At 65.5% G+C, this 14,176-nt stretch carries 15 protein-coding genes; 7 read left to right on the top strand and 8 right to left on the bottom strand.

Features of this window, described 5'->3' with window-relative positions:
• Nucleotides 1–4: 4 nt before the first annotated feature.
• Nucleotides 5–181, bottom strand: a complete 177-nt coding sequence (locus tag AB0L82_RS06845; protein WP_364632113.1) for a hypothetical protein — start codon at nucleotides 179–181, stop codon at nucleotides 5–7.
• Between the two features lie 23 nt (nucleotides 182–204).
• On the opposite strand from AB0L82_RS06845, the gene AB0L82_RS06840 reads away from it, so the two are divergent.
• Complete coding sequence (locus AB0L82_RS06840) at nucleotides 205–876, top strand: class I SAM-dependent methyltransferase (RefSeq protein ID WP_364632109.1); 672 nt, start codon at nucleotides 205–207, stop codon at nucleotides 874–876.
• Nucleotides 877–1,234: 358 nt separating this feature from the next.
• Entirely contained in the window at nucleotides 1,235–1,735 is a 501-nt protein-coding gene (locus AB0L82_RS06835; protein WP_364632107.1) for a hypothetical protein, read from the top strand.
• 17 nt (nucleotides 1,736–1,752) lie between these two features.
• On the opposite strand, the gene AB0L82_RS06830 is transcribed toward AB0L82_RS06835, so the two are convergent.
• The gene (locus tag AB0L82_RS06830) at nucleotides 1,753–2,367 is read right to left on the bottom strand and encodes a hypothetical protein (RefSeq protein WP_364632104.1); all 615 of its coding nucleotides are present in this window, start codon (nucleotides 2,365–2,367) and stop codon (nucleotides 1,753–1,755) included.
• A gap of 200 nt (nucleotides 2,368–2,567) precedes the next feature.
• On the opposite strand from AB0L82_RS06830, the gene AB0L82_RS06825 reads away from it, so the two are divergent.
• The 4 genes from AB0L82_RS06825 (at nucleotide 2,568) to AB0L82_RS06810 (ending at nucleotide 6,459) form a co-directional block, all read left to right on the top strand.
• Entirely contained in the window at nucleotides 2,568–3,428 is an 861-nt protein-coding gene (locus AB0L82_RS06825) for a helix-turn-helix domain-containing protein (protein WP_364632824.1), read from the top strand.
• A 7-nt stretch (nucleotides 3,429–3,435) separates the two neighbouring features.
• Nucleotides 3,436–4,554: a serine hydrolase domain-containing protein gene (locus AB0L82_RS06820; RefSeq protein ID WP_364632101.1), complete on the top strand. Its 1,119-nt coding sequence runs from the start codon at nucleotides 3,436–3,438 to the stop codon at nucleotides 4,552–4,554.
• Nucleotides 4,555–4,705: 151 nt separating this feature from the next.
• The gene (locus AB0L82_RS06815) at nucleotides 4,706–5,728 is read left to right on the top strand and encodes an alpha/beta hydrolase family protein (protein WP_364632099.1); all 1,023 of its coding nucleotides are present in this window, start codon (nucleotides 4,706–4,708) and stop codon (nucleotides 5,726–5,728) included.
• A 71-nt stretch (nucleotides 5,729–5,799) separates the two neighbouring features.
• Nucleotides 5,800–6,459, top strand: coding sequence for an LppP/LprE family lipoprotein (locus AB0L82_RS06810; protein WP_364632096.1), 660 nt, complete (start codon nucleotides 5,800–5,802; stop codon nucleotides 6,457–6,459).
• Here the strand turns inward: AB0L82_RS06810 and ligD are convergent.
• From ligD to AB0L82_RS06785, 5 genes are all read right to left on the bottom strand, one after another.
• Nucleotides 6,456–7,415: a non-homologous end-joining DNA ligase gene (gene ligD / locus AB0L82_RS06805; protein WP_364632094.1), complete on the bottom strand. Its 960-nt coding sequence runs from the start codon at nucleotides 7,413–7,415 to the stop codon at nucleotides 6,456–6,458. The two genes, AB0L82_RS06810 and ligD, sit on opposite strands and share 4 nt — an antisense overlap.
• A 114-nt stretch (nucleotides 7,416–7,529) precedes the next feature.
• Nucleotides 7,530–8,579, bottom strand: coding sequence for a MupA/Atu3671 family FMN-dependent luciferase-like monooxygenase (locus AB0L82_RS06800; protein ID WP_364632091.1), 1,050 nt, complete (start codon nucleotides 8,577–8,579; stop codon nucleotides 7,530–7,532).
• Nucleotides 8,572–8,832 (bottom strand): acyl carrier protein, encoded by a 261-nt coding sequence (locus tag AB0L82_RS06795; RefSeq protein WP_364632088.1) that lies wholly within the window; start codon nucleotides 8,830–8,832, stop codon nucleotides 8,572–8,574. The genes AB0L82_RS06800 and AB0L82_RS06795 overlap by 8 nt, the downstream gene beginning before the upstream one ends.
• Nucleotides 8,829–10,484: a fatty acyl-AMP ligase gene (locus tag AB0L82_RS06790; protein WP_364632086.1), complete on the bottom strand. Its 1,656-nt coding sequence runs from the start codon at nucleotides 10,482–10,484 to the stop codon at nucleotides 8,829–8,831. Before AB0L82_RS06790 ends, AB0L82_RS06795 begins: the two co-directional genes overlap by 4 nt.
• 197 nt (nucleotides 10,485–10,681) lie before the next feature.
• Nucleotides 10,682–12,136 carry an MFS transporter gene (locus tag AB0L82_RS06785; RefSeq protein WP_364632082.1) on the bottom strand — a complete coding sequence of 485 codons (1,455 nt, stop codon included), beginning with the start codon at nucleotides 12,134–12,136 and terminating at the stop codon, nucleotides 10,682–10,684.
• A 154-nt stretch (nucleotides 12,137–12,290) separates the two neighbouring features.
• Between AB0L82_RS06785 and AB0L82_RS06780 the strand changes: the two genes are divergently transcribed.
• Entirely contained in the window at nucleotides 12,291–12,851 is a 561-nt protein-coding gene (locus AB0L82_RS06780) for a helix-turn-helix domain-containing protein (RefSeq protein ID WP_364632079.1), read from the top strand.
• A gap of 4 nt (nucleotides 12,852–12,855) precedes the next feature.
• Here AB0L82_RS06780 and AB0L82_RS06775 read toward each other — a convergent pair whose 3' ends face one another.
• Nucleotides 12,856–14,145 carry an NtaA/DmoA family FMN-dependent monooxygenase gene (locus tag AB0L82_RS06775; RefSeq protein ID WP_364632076.1) on the bottom strand — a complete coding sequence of 430 codons (1,290 nt, stop codon included), beginning with the start codon at nucleotides 14,143–14,145 and terminating at the stop codon, nucleotides 12,856–12,858.
• Between the last annotated feature and the right edge of the window lie 31 nt (nucleotides 14,146–14,176).

The following is a 14,176-nucleotide window of genomic DNA, read 5'->3' as shown; positions in this document are numbered from 1 at the left end:
ACTCCTACATGAAGGTGCTTTCCTTGGTCAGCCCGAGCGCGTCGTCACCGCCGGTGCTGATGAGCTGGCAATTCCCGTATCCCGCACCGCCGCCCACCGGATCGGTGATCCGCACGACGGTGTCGCGAATCTGATGGTGGAAACCCTCACCGGTGTGCGCGCCGGCCTTGACCTCGACCACGCTCGAGGTTGCACCCTGGAGGCATGACCCGAACCGAGATCTGGAATGCCGCATACGACAACGACACCGCGCCCTGGGTGATCGGCGAACCGCAACCGGCCATCGTGGCGCTCGAGCGCACCGGCGCGCTCGGCGGCCGCATCCTGGAACCCGGCTGCGGTGCGGGCGAACACACCATCGCGCTGACCCGGCTCGGCTACAACGTGCTCGGTGTCGACCTGTCCCCCAGCGCCATCGACTACGCGCGCGCCAACGCGGTCGCACAGGGCGTGCCGAAGGTCGCGTTCGAGGTGGCGGACGCTCTCGAGTTCACCGCCCGCCCCGACTTCGCGGGCACTCCCCCGGGCTCCGCACCCGCCTTCGACACCGTCATCGACAGTGCGCTGTTCCACGTCTTCGGCACCGAGCCGCAAGCCCGGGCCGGCTACGTGGACAATCTGCGTGCCGTGCTGAAGCCCGGCGGCGTCCTGCACCTGCTGGCGCTCTCGGACGCCGAACCCGGTTTCGGCCCGCGCATCAGTGACCGCGTCATTCGCGAATCCTTCAGTGATGGCTGGGAATTGGAAGATCTCCAGCCCACCCGCTATCGCGGCCGAGTCACCGCCGCGGTAGCGGAAGCCGCCGCCACGCTGGACGTCTCACCCGACGGTCTCGTCGACGTCGCCGCATGGCAGGCTCGAATCCGTCGGCTCTGACCGAGCCTCCGAACGGAACCGGAACAGTCCCAGCAGGTCCGGCACAATCGGCAAACTCGCCGGTTGCCGGGACAGGTGCAAACCCGCGCTCCGATTTCCCGATCCGATCCGGCCAGGCTCGTCGAACCGCTCACCTATGATGTCGCGGAATGAGAATTCGACACAAACCGTGAAGTATCTTTCGCACCGCGAAATAAATACGCTGTCAGATCGCCGCGAATCGATCCGGAAAGGCTGATACGGGAGGAAAATTCATGTAAGGCCCCTCGACAGATCCGTGGCCTACGCGCCGGAAAGTGATAGCTTTTCTCTATGGCCTGTGCGCGTGCCGGGCCGCTGGAACATTCAGGGAGATAACGTGTCACGGGCTGTGCGAGTCGCCGCCGCAGGGGTTTGCGGTGGAATTCTGGGGTTGGTCTCATGCCTGGTCGGCGTGGGCCCCGCACAGGCCGATGATTCGCCCGGTCCCGCGGTCGTAGACGGTACCGCGTATTTCGCACTCGGCGGCTGGAACTGTTCGATCGATCCGGGCGGCGTCATCGGCTGCGATCTCGCCACGCCGGCGGCCGCCATGAACGTCCTGTACTTCGGCACGCAGATATCGCTGCCGAATGTTCCGGCCATTGTGCTGGACTCGGTCGCATTACCGGCTCGCCCGCAATGGAATTCGAATGGCAGCCATACGCTGCCGGGCGGGAATCCGGCGCTGCAGCGCCTGCCCGCGACCACCTACCACGATCCCCAATACTCCATCACCCATGCCGGGGCGACCTGTCAGATCACCTTCAACGGCACCGCCGTCTGCACCTCACTGGGGCACGGGTTCAGTCAATGGGGACCAGTGCCCAATGGCTACTGATCCCCATGATTCACCGATTACCGGTACCAGACGCCGGAATCCCAGTCGCCGTAGTCCCAGACGTTGAAGTCGTAGCGACTATGCGCGCCACCGAACAGATAACCCCACCAGCCGGCCGAGGTATCGCAGATCTGGTCATCCCGGTTGCAGACGGTCAGGGTCGGGAAACCGCCGAACCAATCGTCTACGCCGGCCAGTGGATAACCGATGATTCCGCTGCCCGGAGTCGAGGCGAGACCGCCCCAACCGGGTCCCGGAGCACGCTTGGGATCCGCCAGCAGAATGGCATTGGCATTGTCGACTCCCTGATGCGCGGTAACCCAGGCGTGGACCAGGCCCGCGCCCTCGCTGTGCCCGATGATCCGGATGTGGTCGCCGGGGCACTGATTGCGATGCTGCCAGAACAGCCGGTCGAGTTCGTTCAACCCCGACATCGGGTCGGCGGAGTTGTAGCCCACGGGCTGATTCACGAATGGGGCGAATACCGAGGAGGAGTTGTCACCGAGTCCGCCGATGCCGATGGCCCAGTCGCCAAGGCACTCATCGGCATTCGCCCGCGGAGTCGTAACATAGGTAATGGAAAAGAGGACTGCCAACAATAATGCGGCGAAGAGCGCCGTTGCTCTACGCATGATCGTACTTCTTCACATATCGAGCTCTCCGGGTCATGCCCGGCTTGACCCCTATGTACCCAGAAGTTGCTGGCGTTCTTGATTTCTGCCGAAACAGTTACCTCGCACGCATTTTCGTAGGCCGTACCGAAATGAGCGGATACCGCACGGTCTGAACCGTCCGCCGCCGGACCGGCGGTTAGCCTGGACGGGTGGGAACCATGAACTTCGGTGGCACCGGCACCGATTCGCAGTGGGACTTCGCGGCGGCGGCCCCTGCCGACGGAGCCGCGATGATCGGCTACCGGGATCTGGGCACGGGCGGAATGGATCTCCGCGTCGCCGGGACCGCGGCGGTCACCCTGGTGGTCGAATTCGGCGGGCGCGGGCTGAGTATCGAAGACGCCGCCGGACCGCGCAGGCTCGGTGGGTTCATCGCGGGGCTCGGCATGGACGCCATGCGGGTCGGCGGGGACGGGGTGCAATGCGTGGAGGTCCGGTTGTCACCGGCGCGGGCCTATTCGGTGCTCGGCATCTCCCCGCGCGAGTTGGGGCGCGAAGTCGTTGATCTCGAGGATCTTTGGGGCGGGCGAGCGCTGCTGCTACGGGAAGAGCTTGCGGCGCGGGACAGTTGGCGGGAACGCTTCGCGCTGACGGAAACGTTTCTGGCGCAGCGCGATAGACCGCTGCGCACACCCGATCCGGAGGTGCTGGCGGGATGGGCTCGAATACTCGGCTCCGGCGGGCAGGTGCGGGTGGGCACGCTCGCGGAATCGGTGGGGTGGAGCTATAAGCGACTGTGGGGGCGGTTCGAATCGCAGATCGGGCTGACACCCAAGCGGGCGGCGATGCTGGTGCGGTTCCGGGCCGCGGTGGACGGGTTGCTGGCGGGGCGGGCGGCCGCGGATGTCGCGGCGACGTGCGGATATGTCGATCAGGCGCATCTGTGCCGGGATGTGTCGATGTTCGCCGATCGCACGCCGGGATCGTTGGCGGTGGATTATCTGCCCGCGATCGCCGAGCAGCGGTATCGGGCATGGGGAAGATTCGTCCAAGACCGGGCGGGGGCGCTCGGCCCATAGTCGGTCCGTGACCACAACATTCGAGCCCGACAAGCTACAGGGCGCACTGACCGATATTCACGACGCCGGAATGCCCGGGGTCTTCGCCGAGGTCCGCGACCGTGACCAAATCTGGTGCGGGGCAGCCGGAGTCGCCGATCTCGCCACCGGGCGAGGTGTGACCGCCGATATGCGACATCGCGTCGGCAGCATCACCAAGACATTCACCGCGGCCGCGGTACTGCAGTTGGTGGACGACGGCGAAATAGACCTCGACACCGCCATCGGCCACTACCTGCCGGAACTGGTTCCCGGCGAACGCGGCAACGCGATCACCGTTCGCATGCTGATCAACCACACCAGCGGACTGGCCGAATACCTGCCCTACGCGTACCCCTCCCTCGCCGCCTTCCCGAACCTGGCGAAAACCACCCCGGCGAGCCTGGATGACAACCGGTTCACCAGGTTTCAGGCGACCGATCTGATCGCGATGGGCGTCGCCGCCCCCGCCACCGGACGGCCCGGCATCCCGCCGGGCGTGTACTCGAACACCAACTACCTGCTGCTGTGCCAACTGCTGGAAGCGATTACGGGCACCTCGGCCGAAAAACTCATCACCCGCAATGTCATCGAGCGCGCCAGGCTGCGCGATACCGAACTCCCGCTGGGCCTGACCGTCAACGGACCGCATTCCCTGCACTACGAATCCTGGTTCGGCATGATCGACCCGCCGCGCGACTACAGCGTCTACAACATGTCCTGGGTCGGCCCCGCGGCCTCACTGATCTCCACGGTCACGGATCTGAACCGCTTCTTCGCACTACTGCTGGCCGGAGAGATCATCAGCCCATCGGCACTCGAGCAGATGCAGCGAACCGTCCCGGTCATCTCCTTCGAGGGCAAGACCATCGACTACGGCCTCGGCCTGCACAAAACCACCATCCCCGGCCGCGGAATCCATTGGGGCCATGACGGTTCCGTCTGGGGCGGCGGCGCGATATCCCTGACTAGCGCCGACGGCACCCGCCAACTCTCCGCCGCCGTCAACCTGCAACGCTGGAACCCCCTAGACCCCACCGGCAAACCCCACCCCCACCCCATCGACCACGCCCTCGCCACCTTCACCCACCTGGCACTGGGCGGTTGAAATGTACAACCGCCCAGTTTCGCGGTCCGCGAGCCATGCGCCGTGGTTAGGTATCGGGGCGGACTGCGTCGTGTCCGCGTGAGATAGAGAACCGGGGACCGGATTGAAACGCCGAGTAGTAAGGCGCGCACTGTCTTTTGGAACGATAGGTGTGCTGCTGGCCGCGGGGATTACGGTCTTCGGGGCGGGCGAGAGTGCGGCGGGCCCCGGTGACCCGATCGTCGCGGGCCGGGCTCTGCTGGCCGATCCCGTTGCCGCCGATGGATCACGGATCGACTCGGTATCGGTCGACGGACGGAATCTGACGCTCCAGGTTCATTCGACGGCGATGGACAGGGACATCACGGTCAAGGTCCAGCGCCCCGCCGACGCGTCCGCGCCGCGCCCCGTGCTCTATCTGCTCAATGGGGCCGGTGGCGGCGCGGATATCGCCACCTGGTGGCGCAATACCGATGTCGGCGATTTCCTGGCCGCCCAGGATGTCAATGTGGTGATGCCGATCGGGGGCGCGTTCAGCTACTACACCGATTGGCAGCGCGACGATCCGGTGCTCGGCCGCAACAAATGGCGCACCTTCCTGCTGGAGGAATTGCCGCCGCTGATCGATCCGGCGCTGGGCACCAACGGGATTCAGGCCATCGCGGCCAATTCCATGACGGTGACCGCGATTCTGCAGCTGGCCGAGGCCGAACCGGGGTTCTACCGCGCCGTCGCCGGTTACAGCGGCTGCGCGCAGATCGCCGATCCGATCGGTAAGCAGTTCACCAAGCTCGTCGTCGAAACCTGGGGTAAGGGCGATACCCGGAATATGTACGGCGACAGCGACGATCCGGCCTGGGCCGCCAACGATCCGGTCCTGAACGCCGGACAGCTGCGCGGCACCCGGCTGTACCTGTCCAACGGCAACGGTCTGCCCGGACCGCACGATCGGACCGATGACGCGTACCTGTTGAACCCGACCCCGCTCGGCCTGGCCAATCAACTCGTGACCGGCGGTGTCATCGAAGCCGCGGTGAACTGGTGCACCCGCAATCTACAAGTCCGCCTGAATGAACTGGGCATCCCGGCGACCTGGGATCTCCAGCCCACCGGTACGCATTCCTGGGGTTACTGGCGCGATGCCTTCCACCGATCCTGGCCGGTACTCGCCGACGGGCTCGGATTGCCGAGCTGACAACGGCCCGGAGTGCAACGCTATTCACCTGTGGCGCGAAATAGTCGGTACTGCCCAGGAGAAGGTGTCGCATGAAACGGGTAATCGGGATTCTTGCCGCGGTCGGCGTGGCGGGTTTGGCGGCGGGCTGTCAGGGTGACGGGGCGACGCCTGCGAGCGGGGTGCCGACGTCGCCATCGGTTGTCACCGGCGCACCCGGGACCACCGCGGCGACGGTGACGCAGCCGACGGTCGGTCAGTCGGCGAATAATCCGCAGACCACTACGGGCACAACGCAACCCGGGGGTACCGCACCGGCGACCGCCGGGAGCGGGAAGTGTGTGGATCTCAATTCGCCGGTGGTCACCGCGGCGCTGCGCACGCTCGGGCCGAATGTGGGCGGTGACGGTTTTTACGCCGACAGCGGCACCCCGGCGGTGCTGGGCTCGTGTCCCAGTCTGCTGTGGGTGCTCGCGGGCACGCCGCGCGGGACGGCCAGTTCACCCTGGCATGTGTTGTTCTTCAACCATTCCGGATATCTGGGCACCGCCACCAAGCATTGGACGGCCTACACCACGGTGGTCGGGTCGTCGGATCGCAGTGTTCAGGTGCAGTACAGGTGGCTGGCCGATCAGGATCCCAGCTGCTGTCCCTCGGGCGGTCCGGTGACCGTCACGCTCACCCTGGGCGCGGATGATCACACGATCACCCCCGATCGCGAATTCCCCACGCAGGCAACGAATCCGCACTAGTCGTCGTCGAGGTCCACCACTTCGACCTTGTCGCGATCGGCCCATTCCAGCAGTGGCGCCAGGTCGAATACCGCATCGTCGATTCCCGCGTGCAGATCACCCAGTTCGGCATAGCGCCCGGGGACCGTGGTCATGGTGAAATCGCGCGGGTGCAGGTCCGGAATCTCATCCCAGCGCACGGGGGTGGAAACCGTGGCTTCCGGAATGCCGCGTACCGAATAGGCGGCGGCGATGGTGTGGTCGCGGGCGTTCTGGTTGTAGTCGACGAAGAGCTGGCGCGGATCGCGGTCCTTGCGCCACCACGCGGTGGTGACATCCTCGGGGGCGCGGCGTTCCACCTCATGGGCGAAGGCCAGGGCCGCACGGCGGACATCCTGGAAGCCGTACTCCGGGGTGGTGCGCACGTAGATGTGTAAACCCTTGCCGCCGGAGGTCTTCGGCCATCCGACCGCACCGAGTTCGTCGAGCACCTCGTGCACGACCCCGGCCACCCGCTGTACGCGCGACCACGGGCAGTCGGGCATGGGATCGAGGTCGATACGCCATTCGTCGGGAAGTTCGGTATCGAAGCGGCGCGAGTTCCAGGGATGGAATTCGACGGTGGACATCTGCACCGCCCAGATGACGTCGGCGAGCTTCTCGACGCAGAGTTCATCGGCGGTGCGGCCGTAGCGCGGGAAGTACAGCTGCACGGTCGGAATCCAGTCCGGAGCACCGGCGGGGACGCGCTTCTGATGCACCTTGCCGCCGGGCAACCCTTTCGGGAAGCGGTGCAGCATGCAGGGTCGATCGCGCAGGGCGTTGACGATGCCGTCGCCGACGCTCAGGTAGTACCGCGCCAGGTCGAGTTTGGTCGCCCCGGTCTCGGGGAAGTACACCCGATCCGGATTCGAGATGCGCACCGTATGCTCGCCGACCGTCAGTTCCACGGCCGGCGAGGCGGACTTACTGGCCACCCGTCCGACCATATCGGGCATTTCGACCCGATGCGCGACACAACACGATTGCCCCGGCTCGGCCGGGCGAGCCCGGCGAGTTGGTGCACCCTGAACCAGGGTGCACCAACCTGCTCACCCCTGCGACTGGGTAACCCGCGAGTCCAGCAGCGCGGCAAGCGATTCCAAACCGGATAGCACATCGGTATCCGGAATGCCGAAGTCGATCAGGCAGGCGATCTCATCGACGCCGATCTCACGCAGGCGCGTAACCATCGGCAGGGTGGATTCCGGTGTGCCGAACAGGCCGTTATTGCGGTAGTACCGCTCGAACGCGAAATCCAATACCTTGGCCCGCGTCCGCTCGTCCAGGCTGTCCAATGCGTCCGAGCCGCGCCGCCACAGATCGACGGAATCCTCGAGATAGCGCTTGAACGGAGCCGCGACGGTCTTGCGCACCTGTGCCTCATCCGGCCCGACGAAGGTGTGCAACATGACGGTGACGGTGCCCGCTTCGATACCGTGCCCGTTGCGCGCCCGCGCCTTTCGATACGCGGCCAGCTTGTCCGCCAGTTCGTCGACTTCCTGGAACAGCAGCGCGGTCAGGATGTTCACCCCGAGCGCACCGGCCATTTCGAAGCGTTCGATACCGCCGCTACAGGTGAGCCAGACCGGTAGCTCGGACTGCACGGGCGTCGGAAAGATCCGCACCGCGCGGTCTTCGCCGACGCCATTGGGCAGGGTGACCGATTCACCGCACCACAGGCGGCGCACGGTATCCATGCCCGCCCGGGTGACCTCGACCCGATCCCGGTAGTTATGCCCGGCGAGAACGAAATCGTCCACATTCCAGCCGGTGGCGAAGGCCAGATCGACGCGGCCGCCGGACAGGTTGTCCACGACCGACCAATCCTCGGCCACCCGCACCGGATTGTGCAGCGGCAGCACCACACTGCCCGCGCGAATGCGGACCTGCTCGGTGCTGGCGGCGAGCGCCGCGCCGAGCACCGCCGGATTCGGATACAGCCCACCGAAGGAGTGGAAATGCCGCTCCGGAATCCACACGGCCTCGAAGCCGTGCGCATCGGCGAAACGGGCGCTGTCCAGCAACAATTGATAGCGCCGTCCGCCACTCTGCTGAGCGTCACTGGAGAAGAACAGCAGACTGAATTTCGGACTATCCACGGGCGGCACCGCTGTGCTGCGCTTCCACGCGCCGCGCCACGTCCGCCATGGTCAGACCGTCGAAAATATCCTCGGCGGTGATTTCCGTCCGGTAGCGATCCTCCAGAATCGTCATCAATTCCGCCGCGTGTACCGAATCCAGACCCAGCGCGGTCAGCGGCGCGTCGGGATCCACCGAATCCCTGCCGAGCTTCGCCGCTGCCCATCCCACGAAATAGTCGAGCACGGCCGTGGGGGTTGCCGATTCACTCATAACGCACTCTCCTGGAAAGTCGTCGAACCTGAGTAATGCTCACGCAAACGTTGGCGCTGTACCTTTCCGCTGGTCGTCTTGGGCACTTCGCCCTTGCCGACGAAAACAACCCGGTGCACGCTGACCGCGTGCACCCGGCTGACGATCTCCCGAATCGAACCCGCCAGCGCCTCGGCGTTGTCCGGCTCGAGTAGATCAGCCAGCTCCTGCACCACCATCACCCGGTCCTCATCACCGATCTCGGCCGTGAAGACCGCACAGCCACCCGGCCGCAGGGCCGGATGAGTGGTGACGATGGTGCGCTCGATATCCTGCGGAAAGATATTGCGGCCGTGCACGATCATCAATTCCTTGATCCGGCCGGATACGTAAAGCTCTCCGGCGCAGACGAATCCGAGATCGCCGGTGCGCAGGAACTCCGGACCGCCGTCATCGGCGATCCGGGCATGGAAGACGCGTTCGGTCTCGACCGGCTTATGCCAGTATCCGGCGGCGACACTGGGACCGCGCAACCAGATCTCACCGATGGTGCCCTCGGCACAGCGCAACCGGGTGTCCGGATCGACGATGGCGATCGAATCCGGTTCGGCCGCACCCAGACTCGGCAGTTCCCGGCCCTCGGCATCCTCGACGGCGGCGCCGCGCTCCAGTTCGGCCACCGCGAAGCGGCGCGAGCGCGCACCGGCACCGACCGCCCCGCCGCTGACGAACAGCGTGGATTCGGCCAGACCGTACATCGGGGCGAAGCTCTCCGGGCGAAAACCGCTGACCTCGAACAGTTCCGCGAAGCGGCGCAGGATATTCGGATCGATCGGCTCCGCGCCGACGAAGGCGATCCGCCAGGCGCTCAGATCCAATTGCGCGGCATCGGCCGGGGATACCCGTTTCACGCACAGGCCGTAGGCCAGATTCGGCCCGCCCGCGGTGACATTCGAATTACTCGATATCGCCCGCAACCAGGTGAGCGGATCGCGCAGGAAGGTCATGGGCGACATGAGCGTGCTCGGGAATCCGCCGTACATGGGCAGCAGCAGACCCTGAATCAGCCCCATATCATGAAATGGGGGCAGCCAGGAGACGATCGAGGTGTCGTGTGCCAGTTGATATCTGGAGGCGAGCAGCCCCAGATTGTCCATCAGGTTCCGGTGCAGCACCGCCACACCCTTGGGCGCACCGGTCGAACCGGAGGTGTACTGCAGGAAGGCGATGTCATCCGGTGCGGGGGGCGCTTGCAGGCCCGCCGCGATATCGAATCCCGGTCCGGCCGAATCACTGTCGATGATCGTGATGCCCGCGCCGAGCTGCTCGCTGGTGACCGGGATGACCGAGAGCGGCACGATGGCCGCCACCGCGCCGCTGTCCCGAATGATCTCCGCCAGCGTCGAGAACTGCTGCGCCGAGGTCGGTAGGTGTACGGCCACGGCGATGCGGCCGGTCGCTAGGCAGGCGAAGAACGCGCAGGCGAAATCCTTTCCGGGCGGGCACAATAGCACCACTCGGTCGCCGGGTGCGGTCACTTCGCGCACCAGCCTGGACAATCCGGACACCCGGTCCCAGAGCTGGCCGTAATCAACGCTTTCCGAGTCAGCGCGATGACCCGCGAAGGTATACGCGAGTCGGCGCGGAGTCTCGAGGACTCGCGCCGACAGCACGTCTATCAGAGTGCGGTGGTCTTGCGCTGATTTTCGGACATCCACAGAGAAGCCTCCGGATCCTCGGCTGCCTCGCCGCCCCCTACGGTGGTATCCGGCGAAGCAGCTGCCAAAGAACAGTCCAGCTCGACATCCTTGCAGAGATCAGCGATCCACCCGGGAAGCAATCTCCTTCCGCGTGTGTCGTGCATCGATTTTCACTTCGATGTGCTCAGGTTCCGATAGGTGAGGGCCACGGCGAAGGTCAGCGCGGCAATTCCCGCCGCAGCGGCAAACGCCGTGGTCATACCGCTGACCAGGGCATGCTGTGCGGTACCGCCCGCACCGCGCGAGGCGGTGCCGAAGACGGTCACCAGGATCGCCAGACCCAGCGACGCGCCCGTCTGCTGCAATGTCTGCAACGCGCCGCCCGCCGCACCGGCCTCATGCGGTTCGACATTCGACATGATGATCACGTTCAGCGGTGAAACCGCCAGTCCGATACCGCATCCCATCAGGAGCATGGCCGCGAACAGTACCGGGAAGTAACCACTGTGCTCGGTCAGGCGGGTGAGCAGCAGCAGGCCGGTGACCATCGACGCGGTGCCGATCATGGTCAGCGGCTTCGGGCCGAAGCGCGGTAGCAGGCGCGGAATCATGCGAATCATGGTGAACATCAGCAGGGCGGTCGGCAGGAAGGCGAAACCCGTTGCCAGCGCACTCAATCCGAGCACGTCCTGGAGGAATTGGGTTAGGAAGAAGAACATCGACATACCCGCCATGGGCGCGAGGAACATGCTCGCGTAGGCGGCGGCCCGATTGCGATCGGCGAACAGCCGCAGCGGCAACAGCGGTTGCGCGGTGCGTGATTCGATCACCAGGAAGGCCGCGAGGAGCAGTACGCCCGCCGCCAGCGAGATATCGGTCTCGGGTTTACCCCAGCCGTGCGCGGCGGCATTGATGAAGCCGTACACCAGCGCGGCCACACCGCCGGTCGCGGTGATCGCACCGGGCAGATCCAGATGCGCCGGTTGCCGTTGCGCGCGGGGCAGATAGCGCAGTGCGAGCACCACGACCGCCAGCCCGAACGGCACATTGATGAACAGCACCGAGCGCCAGCTGAGCCATTCGGTGAGCAGACCGCCCACGATCAGGCCGATCGCGAAACCCGCGCTGGACATGCCGGAGAACAAGGCCAGCACCCGAATTCGGGCCTTGGGATCGGAGAAGGTGGTGGTCAGGAGTGCGAGGGTGCTGGGTCCGGCCATGGCCGCGCCGATCCCCTGCACCACTCGTGCGATGAGCAGCCAGGTGGCCGAGGGCGCGAGGCCGCCCGCGAGCGAGGCCAGGGTGAATAGGGCCGCCCCGGCGATGAAGAGGTTGCGGCGACCGAAGAGGTCACCGGCTCGGCCGCCGAGCAGCAGTAATCCGCCGAAGACCAGGGTGTACGCGTTCATCACCCAGGACAGGCCGGTCGCGCTGAAATGCAGATCGGCTTGAATGCGGGGCAGCGCCACATTCATCACGGTGATGTCCAGGACGATCATCAATTGGCAGGTCAGCAGGGTGGCGAGCAGGATGCCGGAACGAATCCGGCCTCGATCGGGTGCGGGAGCTCGAGTGCCCGCGACGGCAGCATTCGAAGAAAGGGTGGTCGACAAGGATCGCTCCATCGAAAGGAAGATATGACTCGGATTCAAACGGAGGCACCCTCCGTTTCCGATAGAGCTATCATATGGAGGAGCCCTCCACTTGCGCAAGTGTATCCGGAGGGTCCATCCGTTTTCTAGTGGAGGGTTCGTGGGAGCACCGCCGACGGAGAAGCCGATGCGCGCCGACGCACGCCGCAATTACGAGCGCATTCTGACGGTCGCCCGGGAGGCCTTCGCCGAACTCGGACCCGAGGTGGCGCTGGAGGAGATCGCGCGGCGCACCGGCGTCGGCATCGGGACGCTGTACCGGCACTTCCCCAATCGCGAAGCGCTCATCGAGGCCGTCTACCGGTCCAATATCGAGCAGTTGAGCGGACGCGCCTATGACCTACTCGAAGAACATTCGGGCGCGACGGCTTTCGAATACTGGCTGCGCGAACAGGTGCAGTGGGTAATGGCCAATCGCAGTCTGGCGACCACGCTCAAGGCCGGAATGGACCACAATTCACCGACTTTCACGCTGTGCCGGTCCGCGATCAATGACGCGGCGAACGCACTGCTCGAGGCGGCTCAGCAGGCGGGCGCGGTGCGCGCGGATATCGAACCGCGCGATCTGGTCCGGCTCGGGCACGGAATCGGCATCGCCTGCGAGACCACGCCCGATGCGGCCGAGCGGCTCATCGCGGTAACCGTCGACGGATTGCGGGCCGCGCCCGGTGCGGGCGCGGCCGAGTAGCCGATCAGTTCGGTAGCGGCGGCAGTTCCAGGTTCTCGCGGAAAGTCGTTCCGGTGTAACCGGTTCCGACGATGCCGCGACGGCGGAGTTCGGGCAGCAGGCCGTTCAGCAGGAAGTCGCGGGTGCGCGGATCGGCCAGACCACCGAGCGAGATGACATCGAGCACGCCCGCGTCATAGCGCTCGGCGATGACATCGGCGAGCTGTTCGGGGGTGCCCGCGGCGGCCCAGTGGCCGGTGTCCTTGGCGGCGATGATCAACTCGCGCAAGGTCTTTCCCGAGCGCGCGAAGTTGTTGAATATCTCCACCCGGCCGCGGCGGCGGTGCACCGAGCGCGCATCGGGCAGCAGGTCTTCGGGGATGGGCTTATCCAGGGGCAGCTCGGACAGGTCGACGCCGCCGCCGAGCATATCGGCAAGTGCGAGCCGTCCCGAGTCGAAATCGGTGGCCTCATCGCGCTCGCGCACCAGCCGCCGCACCTCGTCTTCGGAAGCGCCGTAGGTGGCGTGGAACGAACTCATGATCAGCGGCAATCCGTCGGCCCGGCCCAATTCCGCAGCGCGCGAACGGATCTTCTTGGTGTAGGTGACGGCGTCCTCGAGGGTGGGCAGTGAGGTGAAGACGACCTCGGCGAAGCGCGCACCCAGTTCGACGCCTGCCTCGGACTGCCCGGCCTGGAATTGCACCGGACGCCGCTGCGGAAGCGGCGGGATATTCAATGGCCCACGCACGGTGAAGAATTCGCCCGCGTGGTCGATCGGCTCGACCAGATCCGCGTTCAGCACCGCGCCGCCGTGCCCGTCCGGGGTCAGCGCGCCCGGCCGCCAGCTGTCAAACAGCGCGTTGACGATTTCCAGGGACTCACCCGCGCGGCGGTACCGATCCTCAGGACTCGGGAGGTCGCCCGAGCTGTAGTTCTCTTCGCCCAGTGAGGAGGTGACCGCGTTCCAGGCCGCGCGCCCATTGCTGACGTGATCGAGAGTGCCGAACAACCGCGCCAGGTTATAGGGATGGTGGAAGGTAGTGGTCACCGTGGCGATCAACCCCACATGCTCGGTGACCGCGCTCAACGCGGCGAGGAAGATCAATGGCTCCTGCGCACCGATCGCTCCCTGCGCACCGAAACTCAGCAGATCCGCCGCGAACAGCGCATCGAAGCCATTGGCCTCCGCCAGTTTCGCGATCTCGATCGACGACTCCAGCGTCGATCGTTCCGGATCCAGCGCGGCGGCATACACATCCACCGAACCGCTAACTCCCGTAACCGTTTTCAACAGCCGCCGCGAATCACCCATTCCCTCGACGCTAGAACCCGGGTCGCCTCCC

The organism is Nocardia sp. NPDC052001, assembly GCF_040680615.1.
GTDB lineage: Bacteria > Actinomycetota > Actinomycetes > Mycobacteriales > Mycobacteriaceae > Nocardia.
This window is presented reverse-complemented; position numbering and strand designations above follow the sequence as displayed.

Excerpts from the sequence above, each read along its gene's own strand:
- AB0L82_RS06840 (WP_364632109.1), top strand. The coding sequence starts at position 205 with ATGACCCGAACCGAGATCTGGAATGCCGCATACGACAACGACACCGCG.
- AB0L82_RS06830 (WP_364632104.1), bottom strand. The coding sequence starts at position 2,367 with ATGCGTAGAGCAACGGCGCTCTTCGCCGCATTATTGTTGGCAGTCCTC.
- AB0L82_RS06825 (WP_364632824.1), top strand. The coding sequence starts at position 2,568 with ATGAACTTCGGTGGCACCGGCACCGATTCGCAGTGGGACTTCGCGGCG.
- AB0L82_RS06810 (WP_364632096.1), top strand. The coding sequence starts at position 5,800 with ATGAAACGGGTAATCGGGATTCTTGCCGCGGTCGGCGTGGCGGGTTTG.
- AB0L82_RS06795 (WP_364632088.1), bottom strand. The coding sequence starts at position 8,832 with ATGAGTGAATCGGCAACCCCCACGGCCGTGCTCGACTATTTCGTGGGA.
- AB0L82_RS06785 (WP_364632082.1), bottom strand. The coding sequence starts at position 12,136 with ATGGAGCGATCCTTGTCGACCACCCTTTCTTCGAATGCTGCCGTCGCG.
- AB0L82_RS06780 (WP_364632079.1), top strand. The coding sequence starts at position 12,291 with ATGCGCGCCGACGCACGCCGCAATTACGAGCGCATTCTGACGGTCGCC.
- AB0L82_RS06775 (WP_364632076.1), bottom strand. The coding sequence starts at position 14,145 with ATGGGTGATTCGCGGCGGCTGTTGAAAACGGTTACGGGAGTTAGCGGT.